Origin of the sequence: Ancylobacter sp. WKF20 (assembly GCF_029760895.1) — a bacterium.
Taxonomy (GTDB): Bacteria; Pseudomonadota; Alphaproteobacteria; order Rhizobiales; family Xanthobacteraceae; genus Ancylobacter.
The window spans coordinates 55,470-81,941 of the sequence record NZ_CP121679.1 but is presented as its reverse complement, the minus strand read 5'-3'; the positions used below and the strand labels follow the sequence as shown (position 1 = coordinate 81,941).

The following is a 26,472-nucleotide window of genomic DNA, read 5'->3' as shown; positions in this document are numbered from 1 at the left end:
GCCATGACGATTCGCCTCGCCAATGCCGATGCCCGCCGCGTCTTCCTCGCCATGCAGGGGCTGAGCGAACGCGCGCCGGCGGGCAAGGCGGCCTTGCTCGCGCTCATCACCCGGCTCGGCTTCGTGCAGGTGGACAGCATCGCCACGGTCGAGCGGGCGCATCACCACATCCTGTTCAGCCGCGCCCCCGCCTACCGGCGCGAGCATCTCACCGCGCTCCTGGAAAAGGACGGCGCGCTGTTCGAGCACTGGACGCATGACGCGGCGATCATCCCGACCGCCTTCTTCCCCTATTGGAAGCACCGCTTCGCGCAGGAACGCGCCAGCCTCGCGGAGCGCTGGCGCAGCTGGCACGAGAACGGCTTCGAGGGCTATTTTGAGCATGTGCTGGCGCGCGTGCGCCAGGAGGGCCGGCTGATGGCCCGGCATTTCGAGGCCGAGAAGCGCCCGCCCGGCGGCTGGTGGAACTGGCACCCGGAAAAGACCGCGCTTGAGTATCACTGGCGCACCGGCGCGCTCGCCATTGCCGGGCGCGAGGGCTTCCAGAAGGTCTATGACCTCACCGAGCGCGTGATCCCCGCCCATCACCGCGCCGCGGAGGTGGAGGCGAGCGCCTTCATCGACTGGGCCTGCACCTCGGCGCTGGAGCGGCTGGGCTTTGCCACCCATGGCGAGATCGCCGCCTTCTGGGATCTGGTCTCGCCGGAACAGGCGAAAGCCTGGGTGGAGGCGAACCGCGACCGACTGGAACCCGTGCTCATCACCTGCGCGGATGGGCGCGAGCGGGCGAGCCACGCCTTTGCCGGCGCCGGCGCGGCTTTCGCGGCGCTGCCCTCCCCACCGTCGCGGCTGCGCGTGCTCAGCCCGTTTGATCCGGCGCTGCGCGACCGCAACCGGGCGGAGCGGCTGTTCGGCTTTTCCTACCGCATCGAGGTCTTCGTGCCGGCGCCCAAGCGCCTCTATGGCTACTATGTCTTCCCGCTGCTGGAAGGCGACCGGCTGATCGGGCGCATCGACATGAAGGCCGACCGCAAGGCCGGCACGCTCGACGTGCGCCGCCTCTGGCTGGAGCCGGGTGTGCGCGCCTCCAAGGGCCGGCTCGACGCGCTCGACGCGGAACTCACCCGCCTCGGCACCTTCGCCGGCGTGGAACGCACCGTCTATGCCGAGGGCTGGCTGGCGTAAGGGCGCCGCCCTTCCCGGCACGAGAGAGACCCGGCCGTCGCAGAATGCCGTCATGCCCGGCCTTGGGCCGGGCATCCACGACTTTCTTCTCGACCGACGTGCCCAAGTCGTGGATGGCCGGGCCAAGCCCGGCCATGACGTGGTTATGGCGGAGACGTTGCAGGCACGACGCGGACGACGCGCGCTCTCCGTTCCCCGGACACGTTGCGCGCAGCGCAACGATGATCCGGGGCCCAGCGCGAGACCCCGCCGCAGGCGGCCATGTCTCTCGCCCGCGAAGAAGACCACGGACGAAGACTCTCCCCCTGGATCCCGGCGCGCCTTCCGCTGGCGCTCCAGGCGTCCGGGACACGGGCGCACACGCTTCTTAGCCCCCACTTCCCCTGGCATGCCAGCTCTGCTAGCGTGACCGCGTCCGAGGGGTGTCCCGCGGCCCGAACGGGCCAAGGGGCTGAGATGGCAACCGCCAGACCCTTTGAACCTGATCCGGGTCATGCCGGCGAAGGGACGGAACGACGGCGGGGCCCTGTCGGCACAGACAACCCGCGCCGGATTCCCCCGACAGCTCATGCGCCGGATCTCCAACACGCGAGGAGATCCATGTTCAAAAAAATCGCCGCCGCCGCGCTCGCGCTGGCACTCACCGCCGCCCCCTTCGCCAGCGCCCCCGCACGCGCCGCGGACAAGCTCACCGTCCTGCTCGACTGGTATGTGAACCCCGACCACGCGCCGCTGATCATCGCGCAGGAGAAGGGCTACTTCAAAGCGCACGACCTCGATGTCGACCTGATCCCGCCCTCCGACCCCTCCGCCCCGCCGCGCCTCGTCGCCGCCGGGCAGGCGGATGTCGCGGTGAGCTACCAGCCGAACATCTATCTGTCGGTGAAGGAAGGGCTGCCGCTCATCCGCTTCGGCACGCTCGTCTCCACCCCGCTCACCGCGCTGGTGGCGCTGAAGGACGGGCCGATCAAGTCCATCGCCGATCTCAAGGGGAAGACCGTTGGCTATTCGGTGGCGGGCCTTGAGGACGCGCTGCTCGGCACCATGCTGGCGAGCGCCGGGCTGAAGCCGGACGACGTCACCATGATCAACGTCAATTTCGCCTTGTCCCCGGCGCTGGTCGCCGGCAAGGTGGACGCGGTGATCGGCGCCTACCGCAATTTCGAGCTCACCCAGATCAAGCTCGAGGGCAAGGAGGGCATCGCCTTCTTCCCCGAGGAGCACGGCGTGCCGGTGTTCGACGAGCTGATCTATCTCGCCCACAAGGACAAGGTCGGCGATCCCCGCCTCAAGCGTTTTCTCGCGGCGGTCGAGGAGGCGACGATCTACATCCTCAACCACCCGCAGGAGGCATGGGGCGTGTTCGTCAAGGCCAACCCCAAGCTCGACGACGAGCTGAACCGCACCGCCTGGACCGACACGCTGCGCCGTTTCGCCCATGCGCCGGCCGCGCTGGACGAGGGCCGCTATGCGCGCTTCGGGGAGTTCATGAAGAGCCACAAGCTGATCGACACGGTGGAGCCGGTCTCCACCTACGCCACCGCGATCAAGTAGGCCGCTCGACCAGCCTCAGCCCGTGTCCCGGACGCCTGCAGCGCCAGCGGAAGGCGAGCCGGGACCCAGCGGGAGAGTCGTTGGCCGAAGAGTCTTCCCTGGCCCCCGGATCATCGCCGCGCTTCGCGCAGCTCGTCCGGGGAACGGGGGCGCGGCCCTTCATGCCGTCATCCCGGACGGCCAAAGGCCGATCCGGGATCGCCCCCCGGCACGGGGATGACGATACCGCCCGGCAATGCTAACCCCAACGGGGTGCGCAGGATGGGGCGGGATGATGGGCAACGGCTTCTATTATGGCGTGGCGGTTCTGGTCGGGGCGGTGGTCGGCGTCATCGGCGCCGCCTTCCATCTCAGCGTGGAATGGCTGAGCGCCGCCTGGCCGGCCTGGCTGTCCGGCAGCGTCGGGCTCAGCGGCGCGCCGCTTTATCTGGCGGGCGCCGCCATCGGCGCCAGCATGGCGGTGGCGGCGCTGTTCCTCGTGCGCCGTTTCGCGCCGGAAGCCGGCGGCTCCGGCGTGCCGGAAATCGAGGGCGCGATGGAGGGGCTGCGCGAGGTGCGCTGGCATCGCGTGCTGCCGGTGAAGTTCTTCGGCGGCCTGCTGGCGCTCTCCTCGGGCATGGTGCTCGGGCGCGAGGGGCCGACCATCCATATGGGCGCCTCGGTCGCCAAGGCCGCCGCCGACCTCACCAAAATGGTGGCGCAGGACATGCGCGGCCTGCTCGCCGCCGGTGGCGCGGCGGGCCTTGCCGCCGCCTTCAATGCCCCGCTCGCCGCCGTGCTCTTCGTCATCGAGGAAACCCGCCGGCAATTTCCCTACAGCGCCCGCACCTATATCGGCGTCGTGCTGGCCTCGCTCACCGGCGCGGTCGTCACCCAGATGTTCACCGGCGACATCCCCTATATGCGCCTTGCGGTGGATACGCTGCCGCTCGCCGTGCTGCCGGCCTTCGCCGGGCTGGGGCTGATCCTCGGCGGCGTCGGCACGGTGTTCAACCGCACGCTCATCGGTTCGCTCGACCGGGTGCGCGACCTCGGCCAGCGCAGCTCCTTCTATCTGTTCCCCCTCGTGGTCGGCATGGTCGTCGGCGTGCTGATGTTCGCCCTGCCGGAGGCGACGCAGGGCGGGGAACTGCTCGCCGTGCAGCTCGCGCAGGAGAACCGCACCGTACTGGCGCTGGCGCTCATCGTGCTGCTGCGCTTCGTCATGACCATGGCGAGCTATTCCACCGGCGTCGCCGGCGGCATCTTCGCCCCGATCCTCGCGCTCGCCACCACCATCGGCCTCTGCTACGGCGCGGCGCTGGAGCTTTTCCTGCCGCTGCCGGACCGCATGGAAGTGGTGCTGGCGATCGCCGCCATGGGCGGGCTGTTCGCCGCCACCATCGGCGCGCCGCTGGTCGGCATGGTGCTGGTGATGGAGCTGACCGGCGCCTACACGGCGCTGGTGCCGGTGATGCTCACCACCATCATCGCCAACATGGTCGCGCTCGCGCTGGGCAACCGGCCGATCTATGAGGTGCTGCTGGAGCGCACCCTCGCCTTGGAGGCGAAGGCGCGGCAGGGAGCCCATCCCCCCACCGCGTCGCCCTCTAGCCTCGACGACGGCGCGGCCGCCGGAGGCGGCGTCACCAACACGCTGCGCGGCTGATCGCCATAACCGCCGTCAGCGACGGCTGATCGCCTATTCCGCCGCGGCGAGCGCGTGCGGGACAAGGCGCGCCGGCCCGTCCTCGCGCCGCTCCAGCGCGATATGGGTCTCGTGCAGCTCTAGCAGCGTCGAGCGGTGGCCGATGGAGAGGATCGCCGCCTGCGGCAGCCTTTCGCGCAGCAGGCGGTAGAGCGCGGCCTCGCTCGCCTCGTCCAGCGCCGAAGTGGCTTCGTCCAGCAGCAGCACGTCGGGCTTCACCAGCAGCGCGCGGGCAATGGCGAAGCGCTGCTGCTCGCCGCCGGAGAGTTCCGCGCCCCACAGGCCGCGCTCGTCGAGCCGACCGGCGAAGGCGGGCAGGCCGACCGCTTCCAGCACCTCACGCAGATCCTCGTCGGCGAAGCGCTCCATCGGATCGGGATAGGCCAGCGCCCCGCGCAGCGAGCCGACCGGCAGATAGGGCCGCTGCGGCAAAGTGAGCACGCGCCCGCCGGTTTCCACCACGCCATGGCCATAGGGCCAGATGCCGGCAATGGCCCGCAACAGCGTGCTCTTGCCGGTGCCGGAGGCGCCGGTGAGCAGCACCCGCTCGCCGGGCTTCACGCCCAGCGCGTCGATGGCGACCAGCGCGCGCCCATCCGGCAGGCGCACCTCCATGTCGCGCACGCCGAGCGGCGCCGCGCCGGTGGCCGGCACCTGCCGGTAGCTCGCCTTCAGCGTCTCGGCCTGCGTGGTCTCGACATGGCGCTGGAAGCCGATGAGACGGTCGACCACCGACTTCCACTCGGCGAGCGTCGCATAGGCGTTGATGAAGAAGGAGAAGGAGCCCTGCACCTGCCCGAAGGCCGAGGAGGTCTGCATGAGCTGGCCGAGCTGGATGGTGCCGGCGAAATAAGCCGGCGCCACCACCACGAAGGGGAAGATGATGGAGAGCTGGCCATAGCCGGCGGTGAACCAGGTCAGCCGCTTCTGGGCGATCATGATGCCCCAGTAATTATGCACGACATGGCCGAAGCGATCGAGCAGCCGGGCGCGCTCCACGCCCTCGCCCTTCATCAGCGCGATCTGCTCGCCATTCTCGCGCACGCGCACCAGATCGACGCGGTAATCGGCCTCGAAGCGCTGCTGGTCGAAGTTCAGCTTCACCAGCACCCGGCCGATGAGATGGGCGAGGAAGGTGCCGAGCGCCGCATAGGCGAAGGCGGCCCAGACAAGATAGCCGGGAATGCGCCATTCGCCGCCGAACAGGTTGAAGGCGAAGTCGCCCGACAGCCCCCACAGGATCACCGCGAAGGAGGCCAGCGTCATCACCGCATTGAGCAGGCCGATGAAGATGCTGAGCGTCTGCGAGATATAGGCGCTGATGTCGTCGGCGATGCGCTGGTCGGGGTTATCCGCCTGATCGCCCTTCAGCCGCAGCCGGTAATGGGTCTCGTTGGCCAGCCAGGCGGACAGATACTTGTCGGTCATCCAGGTCCGCCAGCGGATCTGCAGCCATTGCCGCAGATAGATTTGGTAGACCGCGATGGCGATGGAGGCGGCGGCGTAGAAGGAGAACAGCCAGAGCTGATGGGTGAAGGCGGGGTAATCGCGCTCCTGGATCGCGTTGTAGAACACGTTGTTCCAAGAGTTGATCAGCACGGTGGCATAGACCCAGCCGACTTCCAGCGCGATCACCGCGCCGAGCAGCGCCAGCCCGCGCCATTTGTCCTCGCCACGGAAATAGGGAATGGACAGCCGCCAGACATCGGCGAGCAAAGAGAGAATGGCGCGCAAGGGAAAGTCTCCGGCGGGAGGGATGCGTGGAAGATGCTTGGGCTGGATGCTCAGGCCGGGCGCGAACGACGCCGCGTGACCATTAGCCGAAGCAATACCGCCGGGATCGTGGCGAATGCATTAAACTTTGGAAAGCAAAACGCCCGCTGATTACACGACCGGCCGCCGTCTCATGTGCCGCAAGGGCACTTAGGGCGGGTGTCCCGGCGCCTTTCGGCGACCGCATCACGTCAGGACGCGATGTCGCTATAGCCGAGGAAGGTGATGGTGACGGTCCCGCCGCTGTTCGAGGCGTCGCGCTGTACGTTGCAGATCGGCTCGCTCTGCGGCATCAGCGGGTTGGGCGCATGGCGGGAATGGCCGTGGCGGGACGGGTGGAGGCGCCCGCCCCGCGCGCGGCGATCAACCGGCGGGGTGGAGCGGCGCGGCTTTCGCGGCATGCGCCGTGGGGGGCCCGGCCGGCGCGGTCGGCGCGGGATTGAGGCCGAACAGCGCCTTCAGCGGTTCGGCCTCCTGATGCAGCGTCTGCCAGAAGGCGATCCGCTCATCCTTCGAGCGCCCCTTGGCGGAGGCGGGCGAGGTGGCAAGCGCCGGCAGGGCCAGGGCGGCGATCAGTGTGGCGGCGAGAGCAAGGCGGTTCATATCACGTGCTCCGTGTTCGGGGCGTCATCGCGCCCTCTGGGGAGCATGTCGGAAACGCACGGCGCTGCGCCAGAGGCGCTCACGAAACCCTGAAGATTATGACAGAAAATCCATAAATATCATGACGTTAGGTGAAGCGCCGAGCCTTGGGCCCGCTGCGTCACCCCGTGCTCAGATGAAACGCTTGCGGATGTTCTGGCTCACCATGTCCAGCAGCGAGACGGTGAGGATGACGATGATGAGGATCGCCGCCGCCTGCGAGTAAAGGAAGCCGCGCATCGTCTCGTTGAAGGTCATGCCGATGCCGCCGCCGCCGACGATGCCGAGCACGGTGGCCGAGCGCACATTCGATTCAAAGCGGTAGAGCGCGTAGGAGATCCACAGCGGCAGCACCTGCGGCAGCACGCCATAGATGATCTCCTGCAGCCAGGTGCCGCCGGTGCCGCGAATGCCCTCGACGGGGGCGGGGTCGATCGCCTCCACCGCCTCGGAGAACAGCTTGGCGACGACGCCCGTGGTGTGGATGAACAGCGCCAGCACGCCGGCGAAGGGGCCGAGGCCGACGGCGGCGATGAAGATCAGCGCGAAGACCAGCTCGTTGATGGCGCGGCAGGCATCCATCACCCGGCGGATCGGGAAGGCGACCCAGCGCGGCACGACATTGTCGGCCGAGAGGATGCCGAAGGGGATGCCGGCGATCACCGCCAGCAGCGTGCCCCAGATGGCGATGGCCAGCGTCTCCAGCATCGCGTTGAAATAGACGTCGATGTCGGTGAAGTCGGGCCGCAGGAAGTCGGCGCCCAGTGTCGCCATGTTGCCGGCGTCGCGCACCAGCTGCGCCGGGTCCATCTCCGCCTCATGCCAGGAGAACACCAGCACCGTCACGCCAGCCGCCGCGATGGCGAGGCGGGCGAGACGCGTGGTCAGCGGCGTGTGCGGCGGGGCCGGCAGCGCGGCGACGGCGGAGCGGTGGGCGGCAGCAGAGCTGGTCATGGGGCGAGACAATCCGTCCGGGAGATCCGAGGGCGGGAGCAGCCGAAACCGGCTGCCACGAAGACGGGGCGGCACGCGGGCCGCCCCGGATCGGCGAGAAACGGGGCGGCGCAGACGCCGCCGCTTCTTGGGTAGAGAACGGGGCGGCGCAGGCGCCGCCCCTATGCCACCTCACATGGAGGGGAGCTTCTTCTGCTGCTCGTCGAGGGCGGCGAGCTTGGCGTCGATTTCCTTGATCTTCGCGGCCTTCTCGTCAGCCGAGAGCTTCTCGTCGTTCTGCGCCTTGACCTTCGCCTTGAACAGCTCGAGCTGGCGGATCGGGATCAGCTGGGCGTCGGAGGAGGCGAGGAAGGGGCCCCAGCCGTCCGAGGTCTTGGCGAGCACGGCGCGGGCCGCCTCGATCTCTTCCGGCGTGCCGTTGCGGCCATAGGTCATGAAGAAGGTGTAGATCTTCGCCTTCAGGTCGGCCGGCAGGTCCTTGCGCCACACGATCGGGTCGCCGGCGATCATCGGCGAGCGCCACACTTCCTTGATCTTCTTCGCCTCTTCCGGGCGGGTCATCTGCAGGCGGGTCATGTTTTCGGTGTTGTTGGTCGCGAAGTCGACCTGCTTGTTGGCCACCGCGAGCAGGTTGCTCTCATGGTTGCCGCTGACGACGCGCTTGTAGCACTTCACCGGGTCGACATTGTTCATCGCGAACACGTAGTAGCTCGGGACCAGGAAGCCCGAGGTCGAGTTCGGATCGCCATTGCCGAAGTTATAACCCTTCGAGCAATCAAGGATGTCCTTGAGGTTGTTGATGTCGCTGCGGTCGACATTGGTGACGATCAGCGAGTAATAGCCCGAGGAACCGTCCGGCTTGGCGGTCTTGACGAACACTTCGCCATTGGCGCGGTCCACCGCTTCCATGGCCGACTTGTTGCCGAACCAGCCGATATCGACCTTCTTGAAGCGCATGCCCTCGATGACGCCGGCATAGTCGCCGACGAAGAACGGCTTCACCGGCACGCCGATGGCCTTTTCCATGTCCTTGAGCAGGGGCTCGAAGCTCTTGGCGAGGTTCGCCGAGGACTCGGTGGAGATGAAGCCGAAGTTCAGCTCCTTGACTTCCTGCGCCGCCAGCGGGGCGGTCAGGCCGGCGAGCACGAGGCCGGCCGCGAGAATGCGCTTCATGGATGTCGCTCCTGTCAGGATACGGTCTGGATGTCGGGGGTCTCGGCCGGCACGGAGGCGCCGACGACGAACTGGCTGGGCAGGATCAGCTCCTCGGCGCTGGCGCCGTAGAGCTCGGTCAGGAACGCGGCGTTGATCTGCGACGCCGGGCCGTCAAACACGACGCGGCCGGCATTCATCGCCACCACGCGGTCGAAATAGGCGGTGGCGTAGTCCACCTGGTGCAGCGAGACGACCAGCGCGATGCCGTGGTCGCGGCTCATCGTCACCAGCGTGTCCATCACCCGCTTGGCGGATTTCGGGTCGAGCGAGGCGATGGGCTCGTCCGCCAGCACGAGCTTGGCGCCCTGCACCAGCGCGCGGGCAATGGCGACGCGCTGCTGCTGGCCGCCGGAGAGTTCGCGCGCCCGCTTCATGGCGTGCTGGGCGATGCCGACCTCGGCCAGCGCGGCATAGGCGGTGCGGCGCTCATCGTCGTTGAACAGGCCGAGCGTGCCGCGCAGCACGCTGATGCGCCCGAGCGCGCCGACCAGCACATTGGTCAGCACCGACATGCGCCCGGCGAGCGCGAATTGCTGGAACACGAGGCCGATATGCCGGCGCGCCGCGCGCACATCACCGGCGAGCCTGCCGCCTTCCTGCACCTTCACGCCGAAGGAATGCACCGCGCCGGAGCCCTGCCCCTGCGGATCGGCGAGAATGAGGCCCGCGGCGAGGCGGATCAGCGTCGACTTGCCGGAGCCGGAGGCCCCGATGAGCGCCACGCGCTCGCCCGGCTGGATGGTCAGCGAGACATTCTCCACGGCGCGCATGGCGCCATAGGTCTTGCTCACACGGTCGAGTTGAAGCGCTGCCGCCATCGGATCTCCGCCGGCCTGTGAAAGACCGGCTTGGGGTAGTCCCGGGCGATGACACGTCGATGAAGCCCATGCGACAGTTCCGTGAACCTCCCGGACCTAACGTCATCCCGGACGGCCAAAGGCCGATCCGGGATCGCGAGCCGCCACTGACCAGGAAAGCGTGGCGTACGATCCCGGCTCTCCGCTGCGCTCCGGCCGGGATGACGGCTGTGGGGCCCGTGTCCCGGACGCCTGCAGCGCCAGCGGAAGGCGAGCCGGGACCCAGCGGACGAGTCTTTGGCCGTCTCTCGTGACGGCAGAGAACAACAAAGCCGCCTGCGGCGGAGTCTCCCCTGGGCCCCGGATCATCGCCGCGCCCTGCGCGGCTTGTCCGGGGAACGGGTGAGCTGCCTCCCCGCATTGACCCCCGCTCTCCCCGCCCCCACCATGGCGCGGGGCGCGCGCCGCAGGGCGCGGACGGCGCGGCCGCGCAGGGACGCTTCTATCGGGGGACGCATGTATTACGCGATCATTCTGCTCACCATGGTGATCCTGCCAGTGGTGAGCATCGCCGGCGAACTCGCGACCACCAGCGGCGTCGGCGCCTTCGTCGTGGTCGCCATCAAATGGTTCGCCTTCTGGGCGGTGGGCGTGCGACTGCTGCTCGCCGGCGTCACGCAGATCTGGAAGCCGGCCTTCACCGTGAAGGGCATTCTCGGCATCGACGAGCCGCGCGCCCATGTACTGGCGCAGGAGCTTGGCTTCGCCAATGTCGCCATCGGCCTGACCGGCCTGCTGTCGCTGGTGTTTTCCGCCTGGGTGCTGCCGGTGGCGCTGGTCGGCGGCCTGTTCCTCGGCCTCGCCGGCCTCAACCACGCCCGCCGCCCGCACCGCAACCTGCGCGAGACGGTCGCCATGTATTCCGACCTCTGGGCGGCGATCATCCTGCTGGCGGCACTGCTGCTCAGCCTGGTGTGAGGACTATACTCGGCAAGGGTCCGTGGACACAGGGCAATGCACACGGATTGCAAAACAACCTGTGGTAGCGTTTCATGAGCTGTCAGATGGGGGCAGAGCCATGATCCTGATCAAATTGACCCGACCCGACAAATCCGCCGTCTTCATCAATGCCGATGAAATCCAGTCTTTCGCGGAGGCGCCGCCAGATACGGCGGCGAAGCCCGGCCTGACGCGGGTCACGTTTCGCAGCCGGGGACAACAGGACGTCGCGGAGACGCCCGAACAGGTCGCGGCAGCTCTTGGCTTTACGGGCTAGCTCGCCCTACCGCCCGCGAAACCCGACATAGCCGCCCTCCCCGTCGAACAGCACGTCATAGCCGTTCAGCAGGTGGAACGAGGTGTTCACGAACACCCGGTCCGGGGCGACGCGCAGATGGATCGCCTCGGGGGCGAGCGGGGAGCCGTCGCCGACGGTGAAGGCGTAGAGCGGAAAAGCCTGCACTCCCGCGCCGACGCTGATGGCGACCTGCGTGCCCTCCGGCAGCGTGCGGGCGGGTGACCCGTCCGCACCTACCCCCGCGGCCCCGGCCTGCGCGGCGGGCACGGTCATGAACATGGCGCCGACGCCGGTATCGACCAGCGCGCTGCCGCAGGCGGGCGGGGTCGCGCCATTCAGGCTGATGCAAGCGGGCGTCGGCTGCCAGTCCGTGCCATCCGGCCGGCGCTCCAGCTTGAGGTAGCGGAAGGGCCCGCGCGTATTGGCGGCGGTGAGGCCGATATGCACGCCCTCCGTGGTGAGGATGTAGCCCTGCCGGCGCGGGCGCTCGCCCGGCGCGATGTTGAGCAGCGGGTTCTTGTCCGGCGTGCTCTGGCTCTGCCGGTCGGCCTCGCGGGCAAAGCCCACGCCGACCATGGCGATATGGCGCGGGTCGCTGGAGGGCGTGCAGTCGCGCGCGCTCGACAGGCAGCGCACCTCAGTCACCGCCAGCACCGGCAGCGGCGCGGTGGTGAGGCTCGCGCCTTCCTTGCCGGAGAGCGTGACCGGGGTCACCACCCATTGGCCGACCATCACCCGGCCGGAACTCGTATAGGTCAGCTCGCCCGGCCCCTGCACGGGGAGCTGGTTCAGGCCGGGGATGTAGGTGGCGGCGACCACGATGCCGGTGGAGCCGGAATCGAGATCCGCGCTCAGCACCTCGCCGCCGAAGGACAGGCCGATGCGCGGCACGCGGGCAATGCCGCCGGGCTGCGCATCGAGGTAGCGCAGGAACAGCCCCTCGCGGAAGGCGCTGTAATCCGGCGCGCCGCCGGGCGCCTCCTGCGCGGCGAGCGGAGCGGAAACCAGGAGGGACGCGGCGATGAGCGTTCCGAAGATGGTGGGAAGGCCGCGCCGCATGATTGCCTCACATATTCGGGTAGTTCGGCCCCCCGCCGCCTTCCGGGGCGACCCAGGTGATGTTCTGGTTGGGGTCCTTGATATCGCAGGTTTTGCAGTGGACGCAGTTCTGCGCGTTGATCACATAGACCTCCTCGCCATCCTTCTCCACCCACTCATAGACGCCCGCCGGGCAGTAACGATAGGACGGCCCGGCATAGACATCGTGCTCCGAGCGCTTCTGCAAGGCCATGTCGGCGACCTTCAGATGCACCGGCTGGTCTTCCTCGTGATTGGTGTTGGACAGGAACACCGAGGAGAGCCGGTCGAAGGAGACGATGTTGTCGGGGCGCGGGTACTCGATGCGCCGGGAGGCCGCCGCCGGCTGCAGCGTCTCATGGTCGGCCTTGCCATGCCTGAGCGTGCCGAAGGGCGAGATGCCGAAGGCGGTGTTCAGCCACATGTCGAGCCCGCCCAGCGCGATGCCGGCAAAGGTGCCGAGCTTCGACCAGAGCGGCTTGACGTTGCGCACCTTCCACAGGTCGCGGCCGATGTCGGAGCCGCGCCAGCTCGCCTCATAGCCGGCGAGCACGTCATGCTCGCGCCCGGCGGCGAGCGCGGCCGCGGTTTCCTCCGCGGCGAGGATGCCGGAGAGCACGGCGTTATGGCTGCCCTTGATGCGCGGCACATTGATGAAGCCGGCCGAGCAGCCGATCAGCGCCCCGCCGGGGAAGACCAGCTTCGGCACCGACTGCCAGCCGCCCTCGGTGATGGCGCGCGCGCCATAGGAGATGCGCTTGCCGCCCGCGAGCGTCTCGCGCACCAGCGGGTGGGTCTTGAAGCGCTGGAATTCCTCGAAGGGCGACAGATACGGGTTGGCGTAGTTGAGGTGGACGACGAAGCCCACCATCACCTGGTTGTCTTCCATATGGTAGAGGAAGGAGCCCCCGCCGGTGGCATTGTCGAGCGGCCAGCCGAAGGAGTGCTGGACGAGACCCGGCCGGTGCTTTTCCGGCGGCACGGTCCACAGCTCCTTGAGGCCGAGCCCGTACTTTTGCGGCTCGCGCCCCTCGCCCAGCCCATAGCGGGCGATGAGCTGCTTGGAGAGTTGCCCGCGCGCGCCTTCCGCGAACAGGGTATACTTCGCCCTGAGTTCCATGCCGCGCGTGTAGCGGTCGGTGATCGCCCCGTCGCGGCCGATGCCCATATCGCCGGTGGCGATGCCGACGATGCGGCCTTTCCCGGTCCCACTGGCCTGACTGTCCACCTCACTGGCCTGACTGGTCACCTCACTGGACTCGTCGACCAGCAATTCGGCGGCGGCAAAACCGGGGTAGATCTCGACCCCGAGCCCCTCGGCCTTGGCCGCCAGCCAGCGGCAGACAGTGCCGAGCGAGCCGACATAATTGCCGTGATTGCTCATCAAGGGCGGCATCAGCGCGTTGGGCAGGCGCAGGGCGCCGGCGGGCCCGAGCAGATAGAAGCGGTCATCGGTTACCGCCGTCTTCAGCGGCGCGTCGGCATCCTCCCGCCAATCGGGAAAAAGCCTATCCAGACCAATGGGATCGATCACCGCGCCGGAGAGGATGTGGGCGCCGACCTCGGAGCCCTTTTCCACCACCACGACCGAGAGATCGGCGTTGATTTGCTTCAGCCGGATCGCCGCCGCCAGCCCCGCCGGGCCCGCCCCGACGATGACGACATCGAATTCCATGGCCTCGCGATCCGGCAATTCCGCCGCGTCCATAGCTGCCTCCGGCGCTCCCGCATGTTCTCTGGACTTCTTCCACGCTTGCCGCCCCCTGACAACCATCCCGCGGCGCGATAAGGTCATCCCTTGGACGGAAGAAGGCCCTTATGGACCCGAGACTTAACGAGCGTGACCTGATTGCCGACATCCTCGCCTTCCATGTGGAGGCGGGCGTCGATGTCGCGCTTGGCGACGCGCCGGTGGACCGTTTCGAGGAAAGCGCCCGCGAGCGCAGCATGGTCCGGCCGCGCCCGCAGGTCGCCGAATCGCGGCCCACGCCGAGCGCTCCGACGCCCGCGCGCCCGGCAAATGTTACCTCCCGCGCCCCTGCCCCGACCGCTCCCGCCCTGCCAAGCGAAGCCCCGCCGCCCCCGGACATCGCCGCCATCGAAGCGCGCGAAGCCGCCGCCTCAGCCCCGACGCTGGAGGCGCTTTTCGAGCTTCTGCAAGGGTTTGACGGCTGCCCGCTGAAGCACACGGCGACCCGTCTCGTCTTCGCCGACGGCAATCCGCGCGCGCGTCTCATGCTGGTCGGCGAAGCGCCGGGTCGCGACGAGGACATCGAAGGCAAGCCCTTTGTCGGGCGCTCCGGCAAGCTGCTCGATCGCATGCTCGCAGCCATCGGCATCGACCGGACGCGCGCCTATATCGCCAATGTCGTGCCCTGGCGCCCGCCGGGCAACCGCACGCCGACACCGCAGGAAACCGCGATCTGCCTGCCCTTCATCCGCCGGCAGATCGAACTGGCGGACCCGGATATTCTCGTGTGCCTCGGTGGCCCCTCCGCGCAGACGCTGCTGGGCATCACCGACGGCATCACCAAGGCGCGGGGACGCTGGCAGGAATATAATACCGGCACGCGGACCATTCCGGCGCTGGCGACCTTCCACCCGGCCTATCTGTTGCGCAGCCCGCTGGGAAAACGCATGGCGTGGCGAGATCTTATGGCAATCGAGTCGAAGCTCGCCGAACTCGGCGCCAATCCGCGCCCCTGAGCCGGCGCGCGTCGAAGGGCCGCGCGAATTGAATAGGCGAGCACATTTGAGTCATTCCATCCAGCGGTAACCCGGCTTACTGTCGCAACGTCACGCCCGACGCGGCGACGACAAGCATGGGGAGCACGATGGAATTCGATCCCGTCCTTCTGGCGCGAATCCAGTTCGCCTTCACGATCTCCTTCCACGTCATCTTCCCCGGTTTCACCATCGGCCTCGCCGCCTATGTCGCGACGCTGGAAGTGCTGTGGATCGCCACCGGGCAGGAGCGCTATCACCGCATCGCGCGCTTCTTCACCAAGATCTTCGCCGTGTCCTTCGCCATGGGCGTGGTGTCCGGCATCGTACTATCTTACCAGTTCGGCACGAATTGGAGCCACTTCTCCCGCGTCGTCGGCAATGTCATCGGCCCGCTGATCGGCTATGAAGTGCTGACCGCCTTCTTCCTGGAAGCGACCTTCCTCGGCATCATGCTGTTCGGCTGGAACCGGGTGCCGCGCGGGCTGCACGTGTTCTCCTGCATCATGGTGGCGCTCGGCACCTCGCTCTCCGCCTTCTGGATCCTCTCCGCCAATAGCTGGATGCAGACCCCGGCGGGCCATGAGGTGATCGACGGCATCGCCCATCCGGTGGACTGGCTGGCCATCATCTTCAACCCCAGCTTCCCCTACCGCTTCGCCCATATGCTGACGGCCTGCTACCTCACCACCGCCTTCGTGGTGCTCGCGGTGGGCGCGCGCTATGTCTATCAGGGCCGCTTCGGCGAGGACGGGCGCACCATGATGCGCATGGCCATCGGCCTCATCGCCATCTTCGCCCCCATGCAGGCCTATATCGGCGATTCCCATGGGCTCAACACGCTGGAGCACCAGCCGGCCAAGATCGCGGCGCTGGAGGCGCATTGGGAGAATGTGCCGGGCGAGAACGGCATCCCGCTGGTGCTGTTCGCCATTCCCAATGAGGCGGCCGAACGCAATGATTACCAGATCGCCATCCCGCATCTCGGCAGCTTGCTGCTCACCCATAGCTGGGAGGGCACCTTTCCGGGCCTGAAGGAATACGCCCCGAACGACCGCCCGCCCGTGGTCATCCCGTTCTTCGCCTTCCGCATCATGGTTGGTATCGGAATACTGATGATCTGCATCGGCTGGTGCGGCGCCTGGCTTCTCTGGCGTCGGCGGCTGTTCGAGACCGACTGGTATCTGGCGCCGGCGCAGTTCGTCTGGCCGCTCGGCTTCATCGCCGTGCTGTCCGGCTGGTTCGTGACGGAGGTCGGCCGGCAGCCCTGGGTCGCCACGGGCATCCTGCGCACGGTGGACGCCATCTCGCCCGTCGCCGGCTGGGCGGTGGCCACTACGCTCGCTCTGTTCGTCGTGGTCTATGCCGTCGTGTTCTCCGGCGGCATCTACTACATCAACCGCCTCATCGCCCGCGGCCCGAAAGACGAAGCGGTGGACGCGCCCAATGAGGGCATGCCCAGCCGTCCCCTCGCCTCGGCCCACGAGGCGACCCGTGCCGCCATCAACGCCCCGGGGGAATGAGCCATGGATATGAGCGTCGGAATGGTCTGGTACCTGCCCGTCATCTGGTCGCTGCTGCTGGCGGTCGCCATCGCCATGTATGTGGTGCTGGACGGGTTTGATCTCGGCATCGGCATCCTCTTCCCCTTCGCCCGGAGCGACGTGGAAAAGGACCAGATGATGAGCTCCGTCGCCCCGTTCTGGGACGGCAATGAGACCTGGTTGATCCTCGGCGGCGGCGGGCTGCTGGTCGCCTTCCCCCTCGCCTATTCGATTGTGATGCCCGCGCTTTACCTGCCGGTCATCTTCATGCTGCTGGCGCTGGTGTTCCGGGGCGTGGCCTTCGAATTCCGCCATGTGGCGGATACCAGCCGCTTCATCTGGAACATCGCCTTCGCCGGCGGCTCGACGCTGGCGGCCTTCTTCCAAGGCGTGCTGCTGGGCGGCTTCGTGCAGGGCATCAAGGTCGAGAACAACGCCTTTGCCGGCGGCCCGCTCGACTGGGCGACCCCCTTCGCCCTGTTCTGCGGGCTCGGCGTCGTCGCCGGCTACGCGCTGATCGGCAGCACCTGGATCATCATGAAGACCGAGGGCGCCGCCGCCCGCCATGCCCGTGCGCACGCCAAGATGCTGCTGCCGGCCGTGCTGGTGTTCATGGCCATTGTCAGCCTGTGGACGCCGATCGCCTTCCCGCGCATCGCCGACCGCTGGTTCACCACGCCGAACCTGTTCTACCTCGCCCCCGTGCCGCTGCTGACGCTGCTGCTCGCCTGGTTTGTCTGGCGCTGGCTGGAGGAAGGGCGCGAGAACCGGCCGTTCTTCGGCGTCATCGGTCTGTTCCTGCTCGGCTATCTCGGCATCGGGATCTCGATCTTCCCCTATCTCATCCCGCCGAGCCTGACGGTGTGGGAGACCGCCGCCGCACCCGCCAGCCAGATCTTCATGCTGATCGGCACCATCTTCATGCTGCCGATCGTGCTGGGCTATGTCGCCTTCGTGTACTGGCTGTTCCGCGGCAAGGTACGCGAGGGCGAGAGCTACCACTAGCTTCCCGTACGAACCTCCCGCCGGCGGGTGATCACTCCGCCGGCGTCATCCGCGCGCGGATCGGCGCGAAGGAGGTGCGATGATGCCTACACACGCCGAGCTCAGCTAGCGCGGCCTGATGCTCGGGCGTGCCATAGCCCATGTGCCGCTCGAAGCCATAGCCGGGATGGGCAACGCCGAGCGAGGCCATCAGCCGGTCGCGCGTGACCTTGGCGACGATGGAGGCGGCGGCGATGGAGGCGACAAGCCCGTCCCCGCCGATGATGGCGCGGGCCGCGCAATTCACCGGCGGTATATCATTGCCATCGACCAGCACGAGACGCGGCCGGCGCGGCAGGCCGGCGGTTGCCCGTGCCAGCGCCCAGAGCGTCGCCTGCCGGATATTGTGGGTGTCGATCCGCACCGGCGGGGCGAAGGCGAGCGACACCTCGGCGGTGGCGCAGATCACCTCGAACAGCTTCTCGCGCTGGGCCAGCGTCAGGCGCTTGGAATCGTCCAGCCCCTCCGGCACGCGCTCGGGATCGAGCACGACCGCGCAGGCGACCACCGGCCCGGCAAGCGGCCCGCGACCCACCTCGTCGGCGCCCGCCACCGGCACCTCGCCGGCCGCCCAGGCGGCGCGCTCATGGGAGAAATCAGGTTTGCGGCGGGGCTCCGCCCTAGGTCTCGCAGCCATCGGATTCCGTGATACCGGCACGACTCACGCCCCCGGAGATGGGAGCGGGCGCACCATGGCGCCGGCGCACGACAGACGCAACGGCACCATTGGCAAGGCGCGGGAATACGCCTAAGGCTGCCGCCTTCGGCGGGAGAAGCCCCATGAACATGTCGGAACGCATTGAGGAATTCGTCACGCTCTGGGTGGTGATCGACCCCCTCGGCACGCTGCCGGTCTTCCTCGCCGTGACCGCCACGCTCGACGCCGCCTCCAGGCGCAAGGCGGCGGTGCTCTCGACGCTGGTCTCCTTCGGCGTGCTGGTGTTCTTCGCCATGGCCGGCCACTGGCTGCTGCGGGCGATGGATGTGTCCATCCACTCCTTCCAGATCGCCGGCGCTATCGTCCTCTTCCTGTTCGCGCTCACCATGATCCATGGCAAGAGCCACACCGACGCGCAGGCGCCAGCCGAGACCAGCCCGATGGAAATCGCCATCTACCCGCTGGCGATCCCCTCCATCGCCAGCCCCGGCGCCATGCTGGCGGCAGTGGTGCTGACGGACAATGCCCGGCACAATTTCCCCGACCGGATGCTGACCATCATCGTGTTCAGCATCGTGCTGCTCATTACACTCGCCATCATGCTGGCCGCCGGCCCGCTCGGCCGGCTCATCGGGCGCGGCGGGGCCTCGATCATCAGCCGCGTCATGGGCATGATCCTGGCGGCGCTCGCCGTGGATCTCGGCCTGAGCGCCGCCGCGGACTGGCTGCACCTGCCGCCGATCTGAACCGGCTTCAGCTCTCCGCCGCCGTCACGTCTCCACCGGCGGCGGCGCGCCGAGATGCTTGGCGAAGAAGTCGAGCGTGCGGCCCCAGGCGAGTTCGGCGGCGGCGGGATCGAAGCGGGTCGGGCTGGTGTCATTGTTGAAGGCGTGGTTGACGCCCTCATAGACATAGATCGTGTACTCCTTGCCCGCCTTCTTCAGCGCGTCCTCATAGGCCGGGATGCCCTCATTGATGCGGTTGTCGAGGCCCGCATAATGCAGCAGCAGCGCGGCCTTGATGTCCGGCACGCGGTCGAGCGGGGGCTGCATGCCATAATAGGCAACGCCCGCCTTCAGCGCGGTGCTGTTCTCCGCCAGCAGGTTCACCATCGCCCCGCCCCAGCAGAAGCCGACGGCCCCCACGGCGCCCGTCGATTCCGGGTGCGCGGCAAGGAAGGTCACGGCATCCACCGCGCGCTTCACCGTGGTCGGGCGATCGAGCGCCGCGATCATCTCGCGCCCGCGATCCTCATTCTCCGGCGTGCCGCCATCGACGGAAAGGAAGTCGACGCCGAAGGCGAGATAGCCGGCAAGCGCCATGCGCCGCGTCACGTCCTTGATGTGCGGGTTCAGACCGCGATTCTCATGGATGACGATGACGCCCGGCCGCTTGGCCGCCACGCGCCTGGCCCGCACGAGGTATCCCTTGACCGTCGCGCCGCCGGACTCATAGCTCGCCGTCGTTATCTCCACGCGGGGATCGTTGTCCTCGACGATGGCCGCGCGGGCATAGTCGTTCATCAGCGCCGGCAGCAGCGCGCTTGCCGCCGCGACCGAGCCGGCCAGTGTCGCCAGCCGGTCCATGAACTCGCGCCGGTCCAACTGGCCATGGGTGAAGCGGTCATAGAGATCGATGATGCGCTGGTCCAAGCTGCCCTCCCGCTGCTCTCGGATGATCGGCGCGCAGCATGGCCCGGCGGCGACGCAGGGGCACATCAGAATTCCGGGAGCGGTATCATCGCGCCACAACGAAAAAGGGCGCCGCTCGCGCGACGCCCTTCATTCTTGTCACAGGCTGTGCCGGTGGGCTTCGATCAGAAGTCCATGCCGCCCATGCCACCGCCGCCCGGCATGGACGGGGCGCCGCCGCCGGACTTCGGCAGGTCGGCAACCATGGCTTCGGTGGTGATGAGCAGGCCGGCGATCGAGGCGGCGTCCTGCAGGGCGGTGCGCACGACCTTTGCCGGATCGACGATGCCGGAGGCGATCATGTCGACGAACTGCTCGGTCTGGGCGTTGAAGCCGAAGTTCTGGTCCTTCGACTCCTGCACCTTGCCGACCACGATCGAGCCTTCCACGCCGGAATTCTCGGCGATCTGACGGATCGGGGCCTCAAGCGCGCGCAGCACGATCTTGATGCCGGCGGTGATGTCCGGGTTGTCGGAGGTGATCTTCTCGACCGCCTTCTTGGCGCGCAGCAGGGCAATGCCGCCGCCGGGGACGATGCCTTCCTCGACCGCCGCGCGGGTGGCGTTGAGGGCGTCGTCGATGCGGTCCTTCTTCTCCTTGACCTCGACCTCAGTCGCGCCGCCGACGCGGATCACCGCGACGCCGCCGGCGAGCTTGGCCAGACGCTCCTGGAGCTTCTCACGGTCGTAGTCCGAGGAGGTCTCCTCGATCTGCTGCTTGATCTGGGCGACGCGGCCCTCGATGTCCTTCTTCTTGCCGGCGCCGTCGACGATCGTGGTCTTTTCCTTCTCGATCACGACCTTCTTGGCGCGGCCGAGCATGGCGAGCGTGACGCTCTCCAGCTTGATGCCGAGCTCTTCCGAGATCACCTGGCCACCCGAGAGGATGGCGATGTCCTCCAGCATGGCCTTGCGGCGATCACCGAAGCCGGGAGCCTTGACGGCCGCGACCTTGAGGCCGCCACGCAGCTTGTTGACGACGAGCGTGGCCAGAGCCTCGCCCTCGACGTCCTCGGCGATGATGACGAGCGGCTTGCCCGACTGCACCACGGCTTCGAGAACCGGCAGGATGGCCTGGAGGCCCGAGAGCTTCTTGTCGAAAATGAGCAGGTACGGATCTTCGAGATCCACCGTCATCTTCTCGGGATTGGTCACGAAATACGGCGAGAGGTAGCCGCGGTCGAACTGCATGCCCTCGACGACGTCGAGCTCGGTCTCGGCGGTCTTGGCTTCCTCGACGGTGATGACACCCTCGTTGCCGACCTTCTGCATCGCGCCGGCGATCATCTCGCCGATCGTGGCATCGCCATTGGCCGAGATGGTGCCGACCTGAGCGATTTCCTCAGTGTTCTTCACCTTCTTGGCGCGCTTCTGGATATCCTTGATGGCCTCGATCACGGCGAGGTCGATGCCGCGCTTGAGGTCCATCGGGTTCATGCCAGCGGCCACGGACTTGGCGCCCTCGCGGACGATCGACTGGGCCAGAACGGTCGCGGTGGTGGTGCCATCACCGGCGAGGTCGTTGGTCTTCGAGGCCACTTCGCGCACCATCTGGGCGCCCATGTTCTCGAACTTGTCCTCGAGCTCGATCTCCTTGGCGACAGTGACGCCGTCCTTGGTGATGCGCGGAGCGCCGAAGCTCTTGTCGATGACGACGTTGCGACCCTTCGGGCCGAGCGTCACCTTCACGGCATTAGCGAGGATATCGACGCCGCGCAGCATCTTGTCGCGCGCATCGCTCCCGAATTTTACGTCCTTGGCAGCCATCAGGCCTACTCCTTGGAAAGAGGGTCAGTCCCGGCGCGGCGCCCGGAGGGCGGCATCACGGCACGGGACATCAGGGTCGGTTCGTCAGGCGAGGCAGAGCCTCAGCCGACGATGCCGAGAATGTCGGATTCCTTCATGATCAGGACGTCCTGACCGTCGATCTTCACTTCGGTGCCGGACCACTTGCCGAACAGCACCTTGTCGCCGGACTTCACGTCGAGCGGGACGAGCTTGCCGGCCTCGTCGCGGGCACCCGGGCCGACGGCGATGACCTCGCCCTGCGACGGCTTTTCCTTGGCGCTGTCGGGGATGATGATGCCGCCTGCGGTCTTCTCTTCCGCATCGAGGCGCTTCACCACGATACGATCATGCAGGGGACGAAACTTCAGCTTGGCCATCTGGCGCTCCTCGGATCTTCCGCTCTGGCGCCGCCGTTGGCGCCGTTGGAATGGCTTTAGCACTCTTTCGTTCCGAGTGCCAAAGCCGGTGCGGAGATAGGTAGCGGCAGGTGGGGAGTCAAGCCGCCCGCTGCGGCGAAAATAGGGACGAGGCAGCGGCGGCGAGGCGCTATTCACGCAAAAAGCCCGGCCGTGGCGGGCCGGGCTTTGCGAAGCGGCATGAGCGTTCCGGCGGACCGGAGCTCAGGAGGCTTTCTTGATGGTCTTCTCGACCGAGGCCTTGATCGGCTCGGCGGTCTCGGCGGCGACCTTCTGGGCAATCGTCGAGAGTTCCTTGGCCTGCGCCGAGAGAACATCGAACTGCTTGCGCATGTGGCCGGTCGAGAGCTCGACAGCCTCGGACACGCTCTTGGTGCCGAGCAGCGCGCCGACATAGTCGAAGGCCGCGTTCACATTGGCGCGCAGGGACTCGAGCGCCACCGCATTGTACTCGGCCACGCCCTTGGAGGCGGTGGTGTAGGTGTCCTCGAGCAGGTCGGTGGTCTCTTCAGCGTTGGTCTTCATCTTCTCATACGCCTCACGAGCGGTCTGGACGCTCTTCTCCGCCATTTCGCGAACCACGGCCGGCACTTCGAGATTGGCCAGGTCGATCTTCGGCAGGGCGGATTCAAAAGCGGCGGTGGCCGCCTTGGCAGTCTTCTTCGCTGACGGCGGAACGGTGGTGGCGTCAACCATGATTTTTCTCCTCGCGTTCGCGGGTCGTGACAAACAAGGCGGCCAGCGCATCCGCGCATGGCTGCGACCGCCTTCGACTTGGCCGACACGGCATCCCGAGGAGCCCACCCAAGTCGCACACTCTAATTGTGCAATGCAATATCATATTGCAATGCACAATCAAGTCCGTTTGGCCGATTTTTTTGCGCTCTGGCGCCAAAATGCGCACACACTGACGTTACGGCACATACAGGCCGGAACGCAGGGGAAAGTCGCCGGCCTGAGCACGCGATCAGAGGCTCTTGGCCTTGGACGCGCGGGGCTTGGGTGACGCCGGCGCGGCGCCAGGCGCCGTCGCTGCCGCCTGGGAGCCCAGCAGCTTGGCCTGCTCGGTCAGGCGCTCGGCCTGCTCCTTCACATAATCGGCGTGCAGCCGCGACCACTCCTCGACGCTGGAGGCGCGGGCAAGCCGGGCGGCGAAGTCAAAGCCGGCCGCGATGTTGTCCTCGGCGAATTTCAGGGTCGTGCGCCCCATATCGCGCGCGCTGTCATGGGCGACATCGACCTGCCGGCCGGCATCGTCCAGCGCCTTGTGCGCGGCGCTGATGAAGCCATCGATCGCCGCACGGGCCTGATCGACGCCCTGCTCGGCGAGGTTGCGAAGTTCCGGCGGCACGTCCAGCTTCGAGCCATTGGCCATCGTGCATTCTCCTGCGCGTCGCAGCCATCATCCTAGCGGCAACCTGTGGGCGGTCCATTCGCGTTGCTGCCTACGACTAAAGTATTGACCCGCAGCCTCCGCGCAACAAAATTCGGCCGCGAAAGCCCCGTCCGGTGCAACGGCTGGTTAACCGGGATCGGTGGCGTCCGGTTAACCGGAAAGTACGAAGGTGCGCGTGGTCTTGCCCGCCGGCGTGGCGCCGTGGCGGGGGGCGCATTATCCTTTGCGGAAGGGCGCCTGTCCGCCGGACGCGCGCCTGCTTCCTTCAATGTCCCCTGGGGACACGACTCGGGCGGTTATGAGCATACCGACGGACGGGCATCCTTCTTCGGCCGCTGGCGCGGACGCCGCCTTGCGTGCGCTCGCTGCCGCGAGCCTTGCCGCGCCCGCCCCGGCCGTGCTGCTGCGCCTCGACGGTTCGCTGATCGCCGCCAATGCCGGCGGGGGCGCTTTGCTCGGGCGCCTACCGCCGCCGGACGAGGTGAGCGCCGCCGCCGCTCGCATCGCCGCGACGCTGCGCCCCGGCCGCCCGGCGCGGCTGGAGCGTCTGCGTCTCGCCGGCCGGCTCACGCCCACAACGCTCGCCTGCTCGCTCCTCGCGGCCGGCTCCGCCCGCGCCCTGCTGATGATCTCTCTCGACGCCGCCCCCGCCAGCCGCCCCACGCCCTCCCCCGAGGCGGAGGCGCCGGTCGCGCCGCCCGCGACGGAGGCCGCCCCCGCGCCGCTGCGCTTCACCTGGCGCACGGACCTTCAGGCGCGCTTCACCCAGCTCGACGCCCGTCTGGCCGAGACGCTGGAGCAGCCGGCGGACAGCCTGATCGGCCGCGACTGGAGCCTGCTCGGCGCTCTCGACGCCCATCGCGCCATTCTCGAAGGCCGCAGCTTCACCCGCCTGCCCGTCCTGCTGCGCACCCCGCGCGGCGACGCGCTGGAAGTCGAACTTGGTGGCGCACCGGTGCGTGGCGAGGGAATGCGCGGCTATGGCCTCGTCAAGGGCCGCCGCCCGCTACCCCCGGGCGCCTCGACGCTCCCGCATCTGCCGCCGGTCATGGCTCCCGCCAGCGTGGCGCCAACGCCTGTCCCGCCGCCCCCTGCCCCTGTCGGTCCGCCTCCCGTGCTCCCGCCGGAACCGGTGGTTGAGGCCCCCCGTGCCCCGGTGGCCGAGCCGGAGGAACCCACGCCGGTACGGGTGACGCTCAGCATCGTGCCCTCCTCGCCGAACGTCGTGCCGCTGCGCGGGCCGGCGGAGAACGGCGTGCGTACCTCCTGGGAGGGGCTGTCCACCGGCGAGCGCAACGCGTTTCGCGAGATCGCCCGTGCCCTTGGCGCGCGGCTGGAAGGCGTCGAGGATTTCCCCGAGCCCGCCCGCCCCAGCGATGCCCCCGCCTCCACCGTGCCCGCGACGGAACAGGACGTGCCGGCCAAGGACACGCCGGCACCCGCCATCCCGGCCGAAACCTCATGGGTCGCCGATCCGGCCGAAACCGCTCCCCTGCCCGCGCCGGAACCCGCCCGCCGCGAGCCGGATGGGCTGCAACGCCTTATGGCCGAGGGCGAGCGCCCCATTCTCGACCGTCTACCGGTCGGCCTCCTGGCTTTCCGTGGTGACCGGCTGCTCTATGCCAACCGCGCTTTGTTGGAATGGATCGGCCACCCGGACCTCGCCGCCATCGAACAGGCCGGCGGGCTCGCCACCCTGTTCACCGGCGCGATGACGCCGGGGGCGGAGAACGGCCGCACCCTGAGCCTCGCCGCCGCCGATGGCGGCACCATCGCGGTGGACGCCCGCCTCATGTCCTCCCCCTGGGAGGGCGGCACGGCCATGCTCTATGTCCTCCACCGCAGCGAGCCGGTGGCGGATGCAGCGGGCGAGGAAAAGCTGCGCCAGGCGGAACTCGCCCTGCGCGAGGCCGAGACCGCCAGCCGCGAGCTGCGCTCCATTCTCGACACCGCCACCGATGGCGTGGTGTTGATCGACGCCGCCGGCACCGTGCTCAGCATGAACCACCCGGCGGAGGCGCTGTTCGGCTTCTCCGCGCCGGAGGTCACGGGCGAGAACTTCACCTTGCTCTTCGCACCCGAGAGCCAGCGCGCGGCGGTGGACTATCTCGACGGGCTCGCCGCCAACGGTGTCGCCAGCGTGCTCAATGACGGGCGCGAGGTGATCGGCCGCGTGCGCGAGGGCGGGCTCATCCCGCTCTTCATGACCATTGGCCGCGTCGGTGAGGACGCCACCAAATTCTGCGCCGTGCTGCGCGATATCACCCAGTGGAAGCGCGCCGAGGAGGAACTGACCGAAGCCAAGCGCCTCGCCGAGCGCGCCAACATGGCCAAGTCCGACTTCCTCGCCAAGATCAGCCACGAGATCCGCACCCCGCTCAACGCCATCATCGGCTTCTCGGAAGTGATGATGGAGGAGCGTTTCGGCGCGATCGAGAACCAGCGTTACCGGGACTATCTGCGCGACATCCACGCCTCCGGTGGCCATCTCATCTCGCTGATCAATGATCTGCTCGACCTCTCCAAGATCGAGGCCGGCAAGCTGGACCTGGCCTTCACCAGCGTCCCGCTCAACGAGATCGTGCAGCAGAGCATGGCTATCATGCAGCCGCAGGCGAACCGCGAGCGCATCATCATCCGCTCCTCGCTGGCGAGCGAACTGCCGCCCGTGGTGGCGGACGCGCGCTCGATCCGGCAGATCGTGCTGAACCTCGTCTCCAACTCGATCAAGTTCACCCGGCCGGGCGGTCAGGTCATCCTCTCCACCGCCTTCACCGAGGAGGGCGAGGTGGTGCTGCGCGTGCGCGATACCGGGATCGGCATGTCGGAGGCGGACATCTCCGTCGCCATGGAGCCGTTCCGCCAGCTCGCCACGTCCGGCCGCGCGGGTTCCGGCGGCACCGGCCTCGGCCTGCCGCTCACCAAGGCGCTGGCCGAAGCCAACCGCGCCAGCTTCAACATCCGCAGCGCGGTGGATGTCGGCACCATCGTCGAGATCACCTTCCCCTCGACGCGCGTGCTGGCCGAATAG

23 protein-coding genes and 1 riboswitch are annotated in these 26,472 nt (G+C 67.9%); of the genes, 10 read left to right on the top strand and 13 right to left on the bottom strand.

Features of this window, described 5'->3' with window-relative positions; genetic code table 11:
* Positions 1-3: 3 nt before the first annotated feature.
* The 3 genes from AncyloWKF20_RS00370 to clcA all read left to right on the top strand — a co-directional run bounded on the left by AncyloWKF20_RS00370 (position 4) and on the right by clcA (position 4,387).
* Positions 4-1,185, top strand: coding sequence for a winged helix-turn-helix domain-containing protein (locus tag AncyloWKF20_RS00370; RefSeq protein ID WP_279316010.1), 1,182 nt, complete (start codon positions 4-6; stop codon positions 1,183-1,185).
* Positions 1,186-1,593: 408 nt separating this feature from the next.
* Positions 1,594-1,710, top strand: a riboswitch (TPP riboswitch).
* Between the two features lie 75 nt (positions 1,711-1,785).
* A complete protein-coding gene (locus AncyloWKF20_RS00365; protein WP_279316009.1) occupies positions 1,786-2,739 on the top strand; it encodes an ABC transporter substrate-binding protein in 954 nt (317 codons plus the stop codon).
* Between the two features lie 271 nt (positions 2,740-3,010).
* On the top strand, positions 3,011-4,387 hold the full coding sequence (clcA, locus tag AncyloWKF20_RS00360) for a H(+)/Cl(-) exchange transporter ClcA (protein WP_279316008.1): 1,377 nt from the start codon (positions 3,011-3,013) through the stop codon (positions 4,385-4,387).
* Positions 4,388-4,420: 33 nt separating this feature from the next.
* Here clcA and AncyloWKF20_RS00355 read toward each other — a convergent pair whose 3' ends face one another.
* The 5 genes from AncyloWKF20_RS00355 to phnC form a co-directional block, all read right to left on the bottom strand.
* On the bottom strand, positions 4,421-6,160 hold the full coding sequence (locus AncyloWKF20_RS00355; RefSeq protein WP_279316007.1) for an ABC transporter ATP-binding protein/permease: 1,740 nt from the start codon (positions 6,158-6,160) through the stop codon (positions 4,421-4,423).
* A 402-nt stretch (positions 6,161-6,562) separates the two neighbouring features.
* Positions 6,563-6,802 carry a hypothetical protein gene (locus AncyloWKF20_RS00350; RefSeq protein WP_279316006.1) on the bottom strand — a complete coding sequence of 80 codons (240 nt, stop codon included), beginning with the start codon at positions 6,800-6,802 and terminating at the stop codon, positions 6,563-6,565.
* A gap of 171 nt (positions 6,803-6,973) precedes the next feature.
* Positions 6,974-7,795, bottom strand: coding sequence for a phosphonate ABC transporter, permease protein PhnE (gene phnE / locus AncyloWKF20_RS00345; protein ID WP_279316005.1), 822 nt, complete (start codon positions 7,793-7,795; stop codon positions 6,974-6,976).
* A 171-nt stretch (positions 7,796-7,966) separates the two neighbouring features.
* Positions 7,967-8,968 carry a phosphonate ABC transporter substrate-binding protein gene (gene phnD, locus AncyloWKF20_RS00340; RefSeq protein ID WP_279316004.1) on the bottom strand — a complete coding sequence of 334 codons (1,002 nt, stop codon included), beginning with the start codon at positions 8,966-8,968 and terminating at the stop codon, positions 7,967-7,969.
* Between the two features lie 14 nt (positions 8,969-8,982).
* Positions 8,983-9,828: a phosphonate ABC transporter ATP-binding protein gene (gene phnC, locus AncyloWKF20_RS00335; RefSeq protein WP_279316003.1), complete on the bottom strand. Its 846-nt coding sequence runs from the start codon at positions 9,826-9,828 to the stop codon at positions 8,983-8,985.
* 495 nt (positions 9,829-10,323) lie between these two features.
* Between phnC and AncyloWKF20_RS00330 the strand changes: the two genes are divergently transcribed.
* Positions 10,324-10,785 (top strand): hypothetical protein, encoded by a 462-nt coding sequence (locus AncyloWKF20_RS00330; RefSeq protein WP_279316002.1) that lies wholly within the window; start codon positions 10,324-10,326, stop codon positions 10,783-10,785.
* Between the two features lie 100 nt (positions 10,786-10,885).
* A complete protein-coding gene (locus tag AncyloWKF20_RS00325; RefSeq protein WP_279316001.1) occupies positions 10,886-11,083 on the top strand; it encodes a hypothetical protein in 198 nt (65 codons plus the stop codon).
* Between the two features lie 6 nt (positions 11,084-11,089).
* Here the strand turns inward: AncyloWKF20_RS00325 and AncyloWKF20_RS00320 are convergent, their stop codons facing one another.
* Together AncyloWKF20_RS00320 and AncyloWKF20_RS00315 are read right to left on the bottom strand one after the other, a co-directional pair.
* Positions 11,090-12,163, bottom strand: coding sequence for a hypothetical protein (locus tag AncyloWKF20_RS00320; RefSeq protein ID WP_279316000.1), 1,074 nt, complete (start codon positions 12,161-12,163; stop codon positions 11,090-11,092).
* A 7-nt stretch (positions 12,164-12,170) separates the two neighbouring features.
* Positions 12,171-13,889 carry an electron transfer flavoprotein-ubiquinone oxidoreductase gene (locus AncyloWKF20_RS00315; protein WP_279315999.1) on the bottom strand — a complete coding sequence of 573 codons (1,719 nt, stop codon included), beginning with the start codon at positions 13,887-13,889 and terminating at the stop codon, positions 12,171-12,173.
* Positions 13,890-13,999: 110 nt separating this feature from the next.
* Between AncyloWKF20_RS00315 and AncyloWKF20_RS00310 the strand changes: the two genes are divergently transcribed.
* The 3 genes from AncyloWKF20_RS00310 (at position 14,000) to cydB (ending at position 17,454) form a co-directional block, all read left to right on the top strand.
* Positions 14,000-14,887, top strand: coding sequence for a uracil-DNA glycosylase (locus AncyloWKF20_RS00310; protein ID WP_279315998.1), 888 nt, complete (start codon positions 14,000-14,002; stop codon positions 14,885-14,887).
* A 128-nt stretch (positions 14,888-15,015) separates the two neighbouring features.
* On the top strand, positions 15,016-16,428 hold the full coding sequence (locus AncyloWKF20_RS00305) for a cytochrome ubiquinol oxidase subunit I (RefSeq protein ID WP_279315997.1): 1,413 nt from the start codon (positions 15,016-15,018) through the stop codon (positions 16,426-16,428).
* Between the two features lie 3 nt (positions 16,429-16,431).
* Positions 16,432-17,454, top strand: coding sequence for a cytochrome d ubiquinol oxidase subunit II (cydB, locus tag AncyloWKF20_RS00300; protein WP_279315996.1), 1,023 nt, complete (start codon positions 16,432-16,434; stop codon positions 17,452-17,454).
* A 31-nt stretch (positions 17,455-17,485) separates the two neighbouring features.
* Here cydB and AncyloWKF20_RS00295 read toward each other — a convergent pair whose 3' ends face one another.
* Positions 17,486-18,130, bottom strand: coding sequence for a ribonuclease HII (locus tag AncyloWKF20_RS00295; RefSeq protein WP_279315995.1), 645 nt, complete (start codon positions 18,128-18,130; stop codon positions 17,486-17,488).
* Positions 18,131-18,273: 143 nt separating this feature from the next.
* On the opposite strand from AncyloWKF20_RS00295, the gene AncyloWKF20_RS00290 reads away from it, so the two are divergent.
* Complete coding sequence (locus AncyloWKF20_RS00290) at positions 18,274-18,897, top strand: MarC family protein (protein WP_279315994.1); 624 nt, start codon at positions 18,274-18,276, stop codon at positions 18,895-18,897.
* A gap of 24 nt (positions 18,898-18,921) precedes the next feature.
* Here the strand turns inward: AncyloWKF20_RS00290 and AncyloWKF20_RS00285 are convergent, their stop codons facing one another.
* From AncyloWKF20_RS00285 to AncyloWKF20_RS00265, 5 genes are all read right to left on the bottom strand, one after another.
* Positions 18,922-19,803, bottom strand: a complete 882-nt coding sequence (locus AncyloWKF20_RS00285; RefSeq protein ID WP_279315993.1) for a dienelactone hydrolase family protein — start codon at positions 19,801-19,803, stop codon at positions 18,922-18,924.
* Positions 19,804-19,967: 164 nt separating this feature from the next.
* Positions 19,968-21,608, bottom strand: a complete 1,641-nt coding sequence (gene groL, locus AncyloWKF20_RS00280) for a chaperonin GroEL (protein ID WP_267583449.1) — start codon at positions 21,606-21,608, stop codon at positions 19,968-19,970.
* A gap of 101 nt (positions 21,609-21,709) precedes the next feature.
* On the bottom strand, positions 21,710-22,006 hold the full coding sequence (gene groES, locus AncyloWKF20_RS00275) for a co-chaperone GroES (protein WP_267583450.1): 297 nt from the start codon (positions 22,004-22,006) through the stop codon (positions 21,710-21,712).
* Between the two features lie 243 nt (positions 22,007-22,249).
* Positions 22,250-22,741 (bottom strand): phasin, encoded by a 492-nt coding sequence (locus AncyloWKF20_RS00270; protein WP_279315992.1) that lies wholly within the window; start codon positions 22,739-22,741, stop codon positions 22,250-22,252.
* Positions 22,742-23,012: 271 nt separating this feature from the next.
* Positions 23,013-23,420: a phasin family protein gene (locus AncyloWKF20_RS00265; protein WP_279315991.1), complete on the bottom strand. Its 408-nt coding sequence runs from the start codon at positions 23,418-23,420 to the stop codon at positions 23,013-23,015.
* A 373-nt stretch (positions 23,421-23,793) separates the two neighbouring features.
* Between AncyloWKF20_RS00265 and AncyloWKF20_RS00260 the strand changes: the two genes are divergently transcribed.
* On the top strand, positions 23,794-26,472 hold the full coding sequence (locus AncyloWKF20_RS00260) for an ATP-binding protein (protein ID WP_279315990.1): 2,679 nt from the start codon (positions 23,794-23,796) through the stop codon (positions 26,470-26,472).

What these genes read in the sequence shown, in the direction of transcription:
- AncyloWKF20_RS00370 (WP_279316010.1), top strand. Translation starts at nt 4, where the DNA reads ATGACGATTCGCCTCGCCAATGCCGATGCCCGCCGCGTCTTCCTCGCC.
- AncyloWKF20_RS00365 (WP_279316009.1), top strand. Translation starts at nt 1,786, where the DNA reads ATGTTCAAAAAAATCGCCGCCGCCGCGCTCGCGCTGGCACTCACCGCC.
- clcA (WP_279316008.1), top strand. Translation starts at nt 3,011, where the DNA reads ATGATGGGCAACGGCTTCTATTATGGCGTGGCGGTTCTGGTCGGGGCG.
- AncyloWKF20_RS00350 (WP_279316006.1), bottom strand. Translation starts at nt 6,802, where the DNA reads ATGAACCGCCTTGCTCTCGCCGCCACACTGATCGCCGCCCTGGCCCTG.
- phnE (WP_279316005.1), bottom strand. Translation starts at nt 7,795, where the DNA reads ATGACCAGCTCTGCTGCCGCCCACCGCTCCGCCGTCGCCGCGCTGCCG.
- phnD (WP_279316004.1), bottom strand. Translation starts at nt 8,968, where the DNA reads ATGAAGCGCATTCTCGCGGCCGGCCTCGTGCTCGCCGGCCTGACCGCC.
- phnC (WP_279316003.1), bottom strand. Translation starts at nt 9,828, where the DNA reads ATGGCGGCAGCGCTTCAACTCGACCGTGTGAGCAAGACCTATGGCGCC.
- AncyloWKF20_RS00330 (WP_279316002.1), top strand. Translation starts at nt 10,324, where the DNA reads ATGTATTACGCGATCATTCTGCTCACCATGGTGATCCTGCCAGTGGTG.
- AncyloWKF20_RS00325 (WP_279316001.1), top strand. Translation starts at nt 10,886, where the DNA reads ATGATCCTGATCAAATTGACCCGACCCGACAAATCCGCCGTCTTCATC.
- AncyloWKF20_RS00320 (WP_279316000.1), bottom strand. Translation starts at nt 12,163, where the DNA reads ATGCGGCGCGGCCTTCCCACCATCTTCGGAACGCTCATCGCCGCGTCC.
- AncyloWKF20_RS00315 (WP_279315999.1), bottom strand. Translation starts at nt 13,889, where the DNA reads ATGGACGCGGCGGAATTGCCGGATCGCGAGGCCATGGAATTCGATGTC.
- AncyloWKF20_RS00310 (WP_279315998.1), top strand. Translation starts at nt 14,000, where the DNA reads ATGGACCCGAGACTTAACGAGCGTGACCTGATTGCCGACATCCTCGCC.
- AncyloWKF20_RS00305 (WP_279315997.1), top strand. Translation starts at nt 15,016, where the DNA reads ATGGAATTCGATCCCGTCCTTCTGGCGCGAATCCAGTTCGCCTTCACG.
- cydB (WP_279315996.1), top strand. Translation starts at nt 16,432, where the DNA reads ATGGATATGAGCGTCGGAATGGTCTGGTACCTGCCCGTCATCTGGTCG.
- AncyloWKF20_RS00295 (WP_279315995.1), bottom strand. Translation starts at nt 18,130, where the DNA reads ATGGCTGCGAGACCTAGGGCGGAGCCCCGCCGCAAACCTGATTTCTCC.
- AncyloWKF20_RS00290 (WP_279315994.1), top strand. Translation starts at nt 18,274, where the DNA reads ATGAACATGTCGGAACGCATTGAGGAATTCGTCACGCTCTGGGTGGTG.
- groL (WP_267583449.1), bottom strand. Translation starts at nt 21,608, where the DNA reads ATGGCTGCCAAGGACGTAAAATTCGGGAGCGATGCGCGCGACAAGATG.
- groES (WP_267583450.1), bottom strand. Translation starts at nt 22,006, where the DNA reads ATGGCCAAGCTGAAGTTTCGTCCCCTGCATGATCGTATCGTGGTGAAG.
- AncyloWKF20_RS00270 (WP_279315992.1), bottom strand. Translation starts at nt 22,741, where the DNA reads ATGGTTGACGCCACCACCGTTCCGCCGTCAGCGAAGAAGACTGCCAAG.
- AncyloWKF20_RS00265 (WP_279315991.1), bottom strand. Translation starts at nt 23,420, where the DNA reads ATGGCCAATGGCTCGAAGCTGGACGTGCCGCCGGAACTTCGCAACCTC.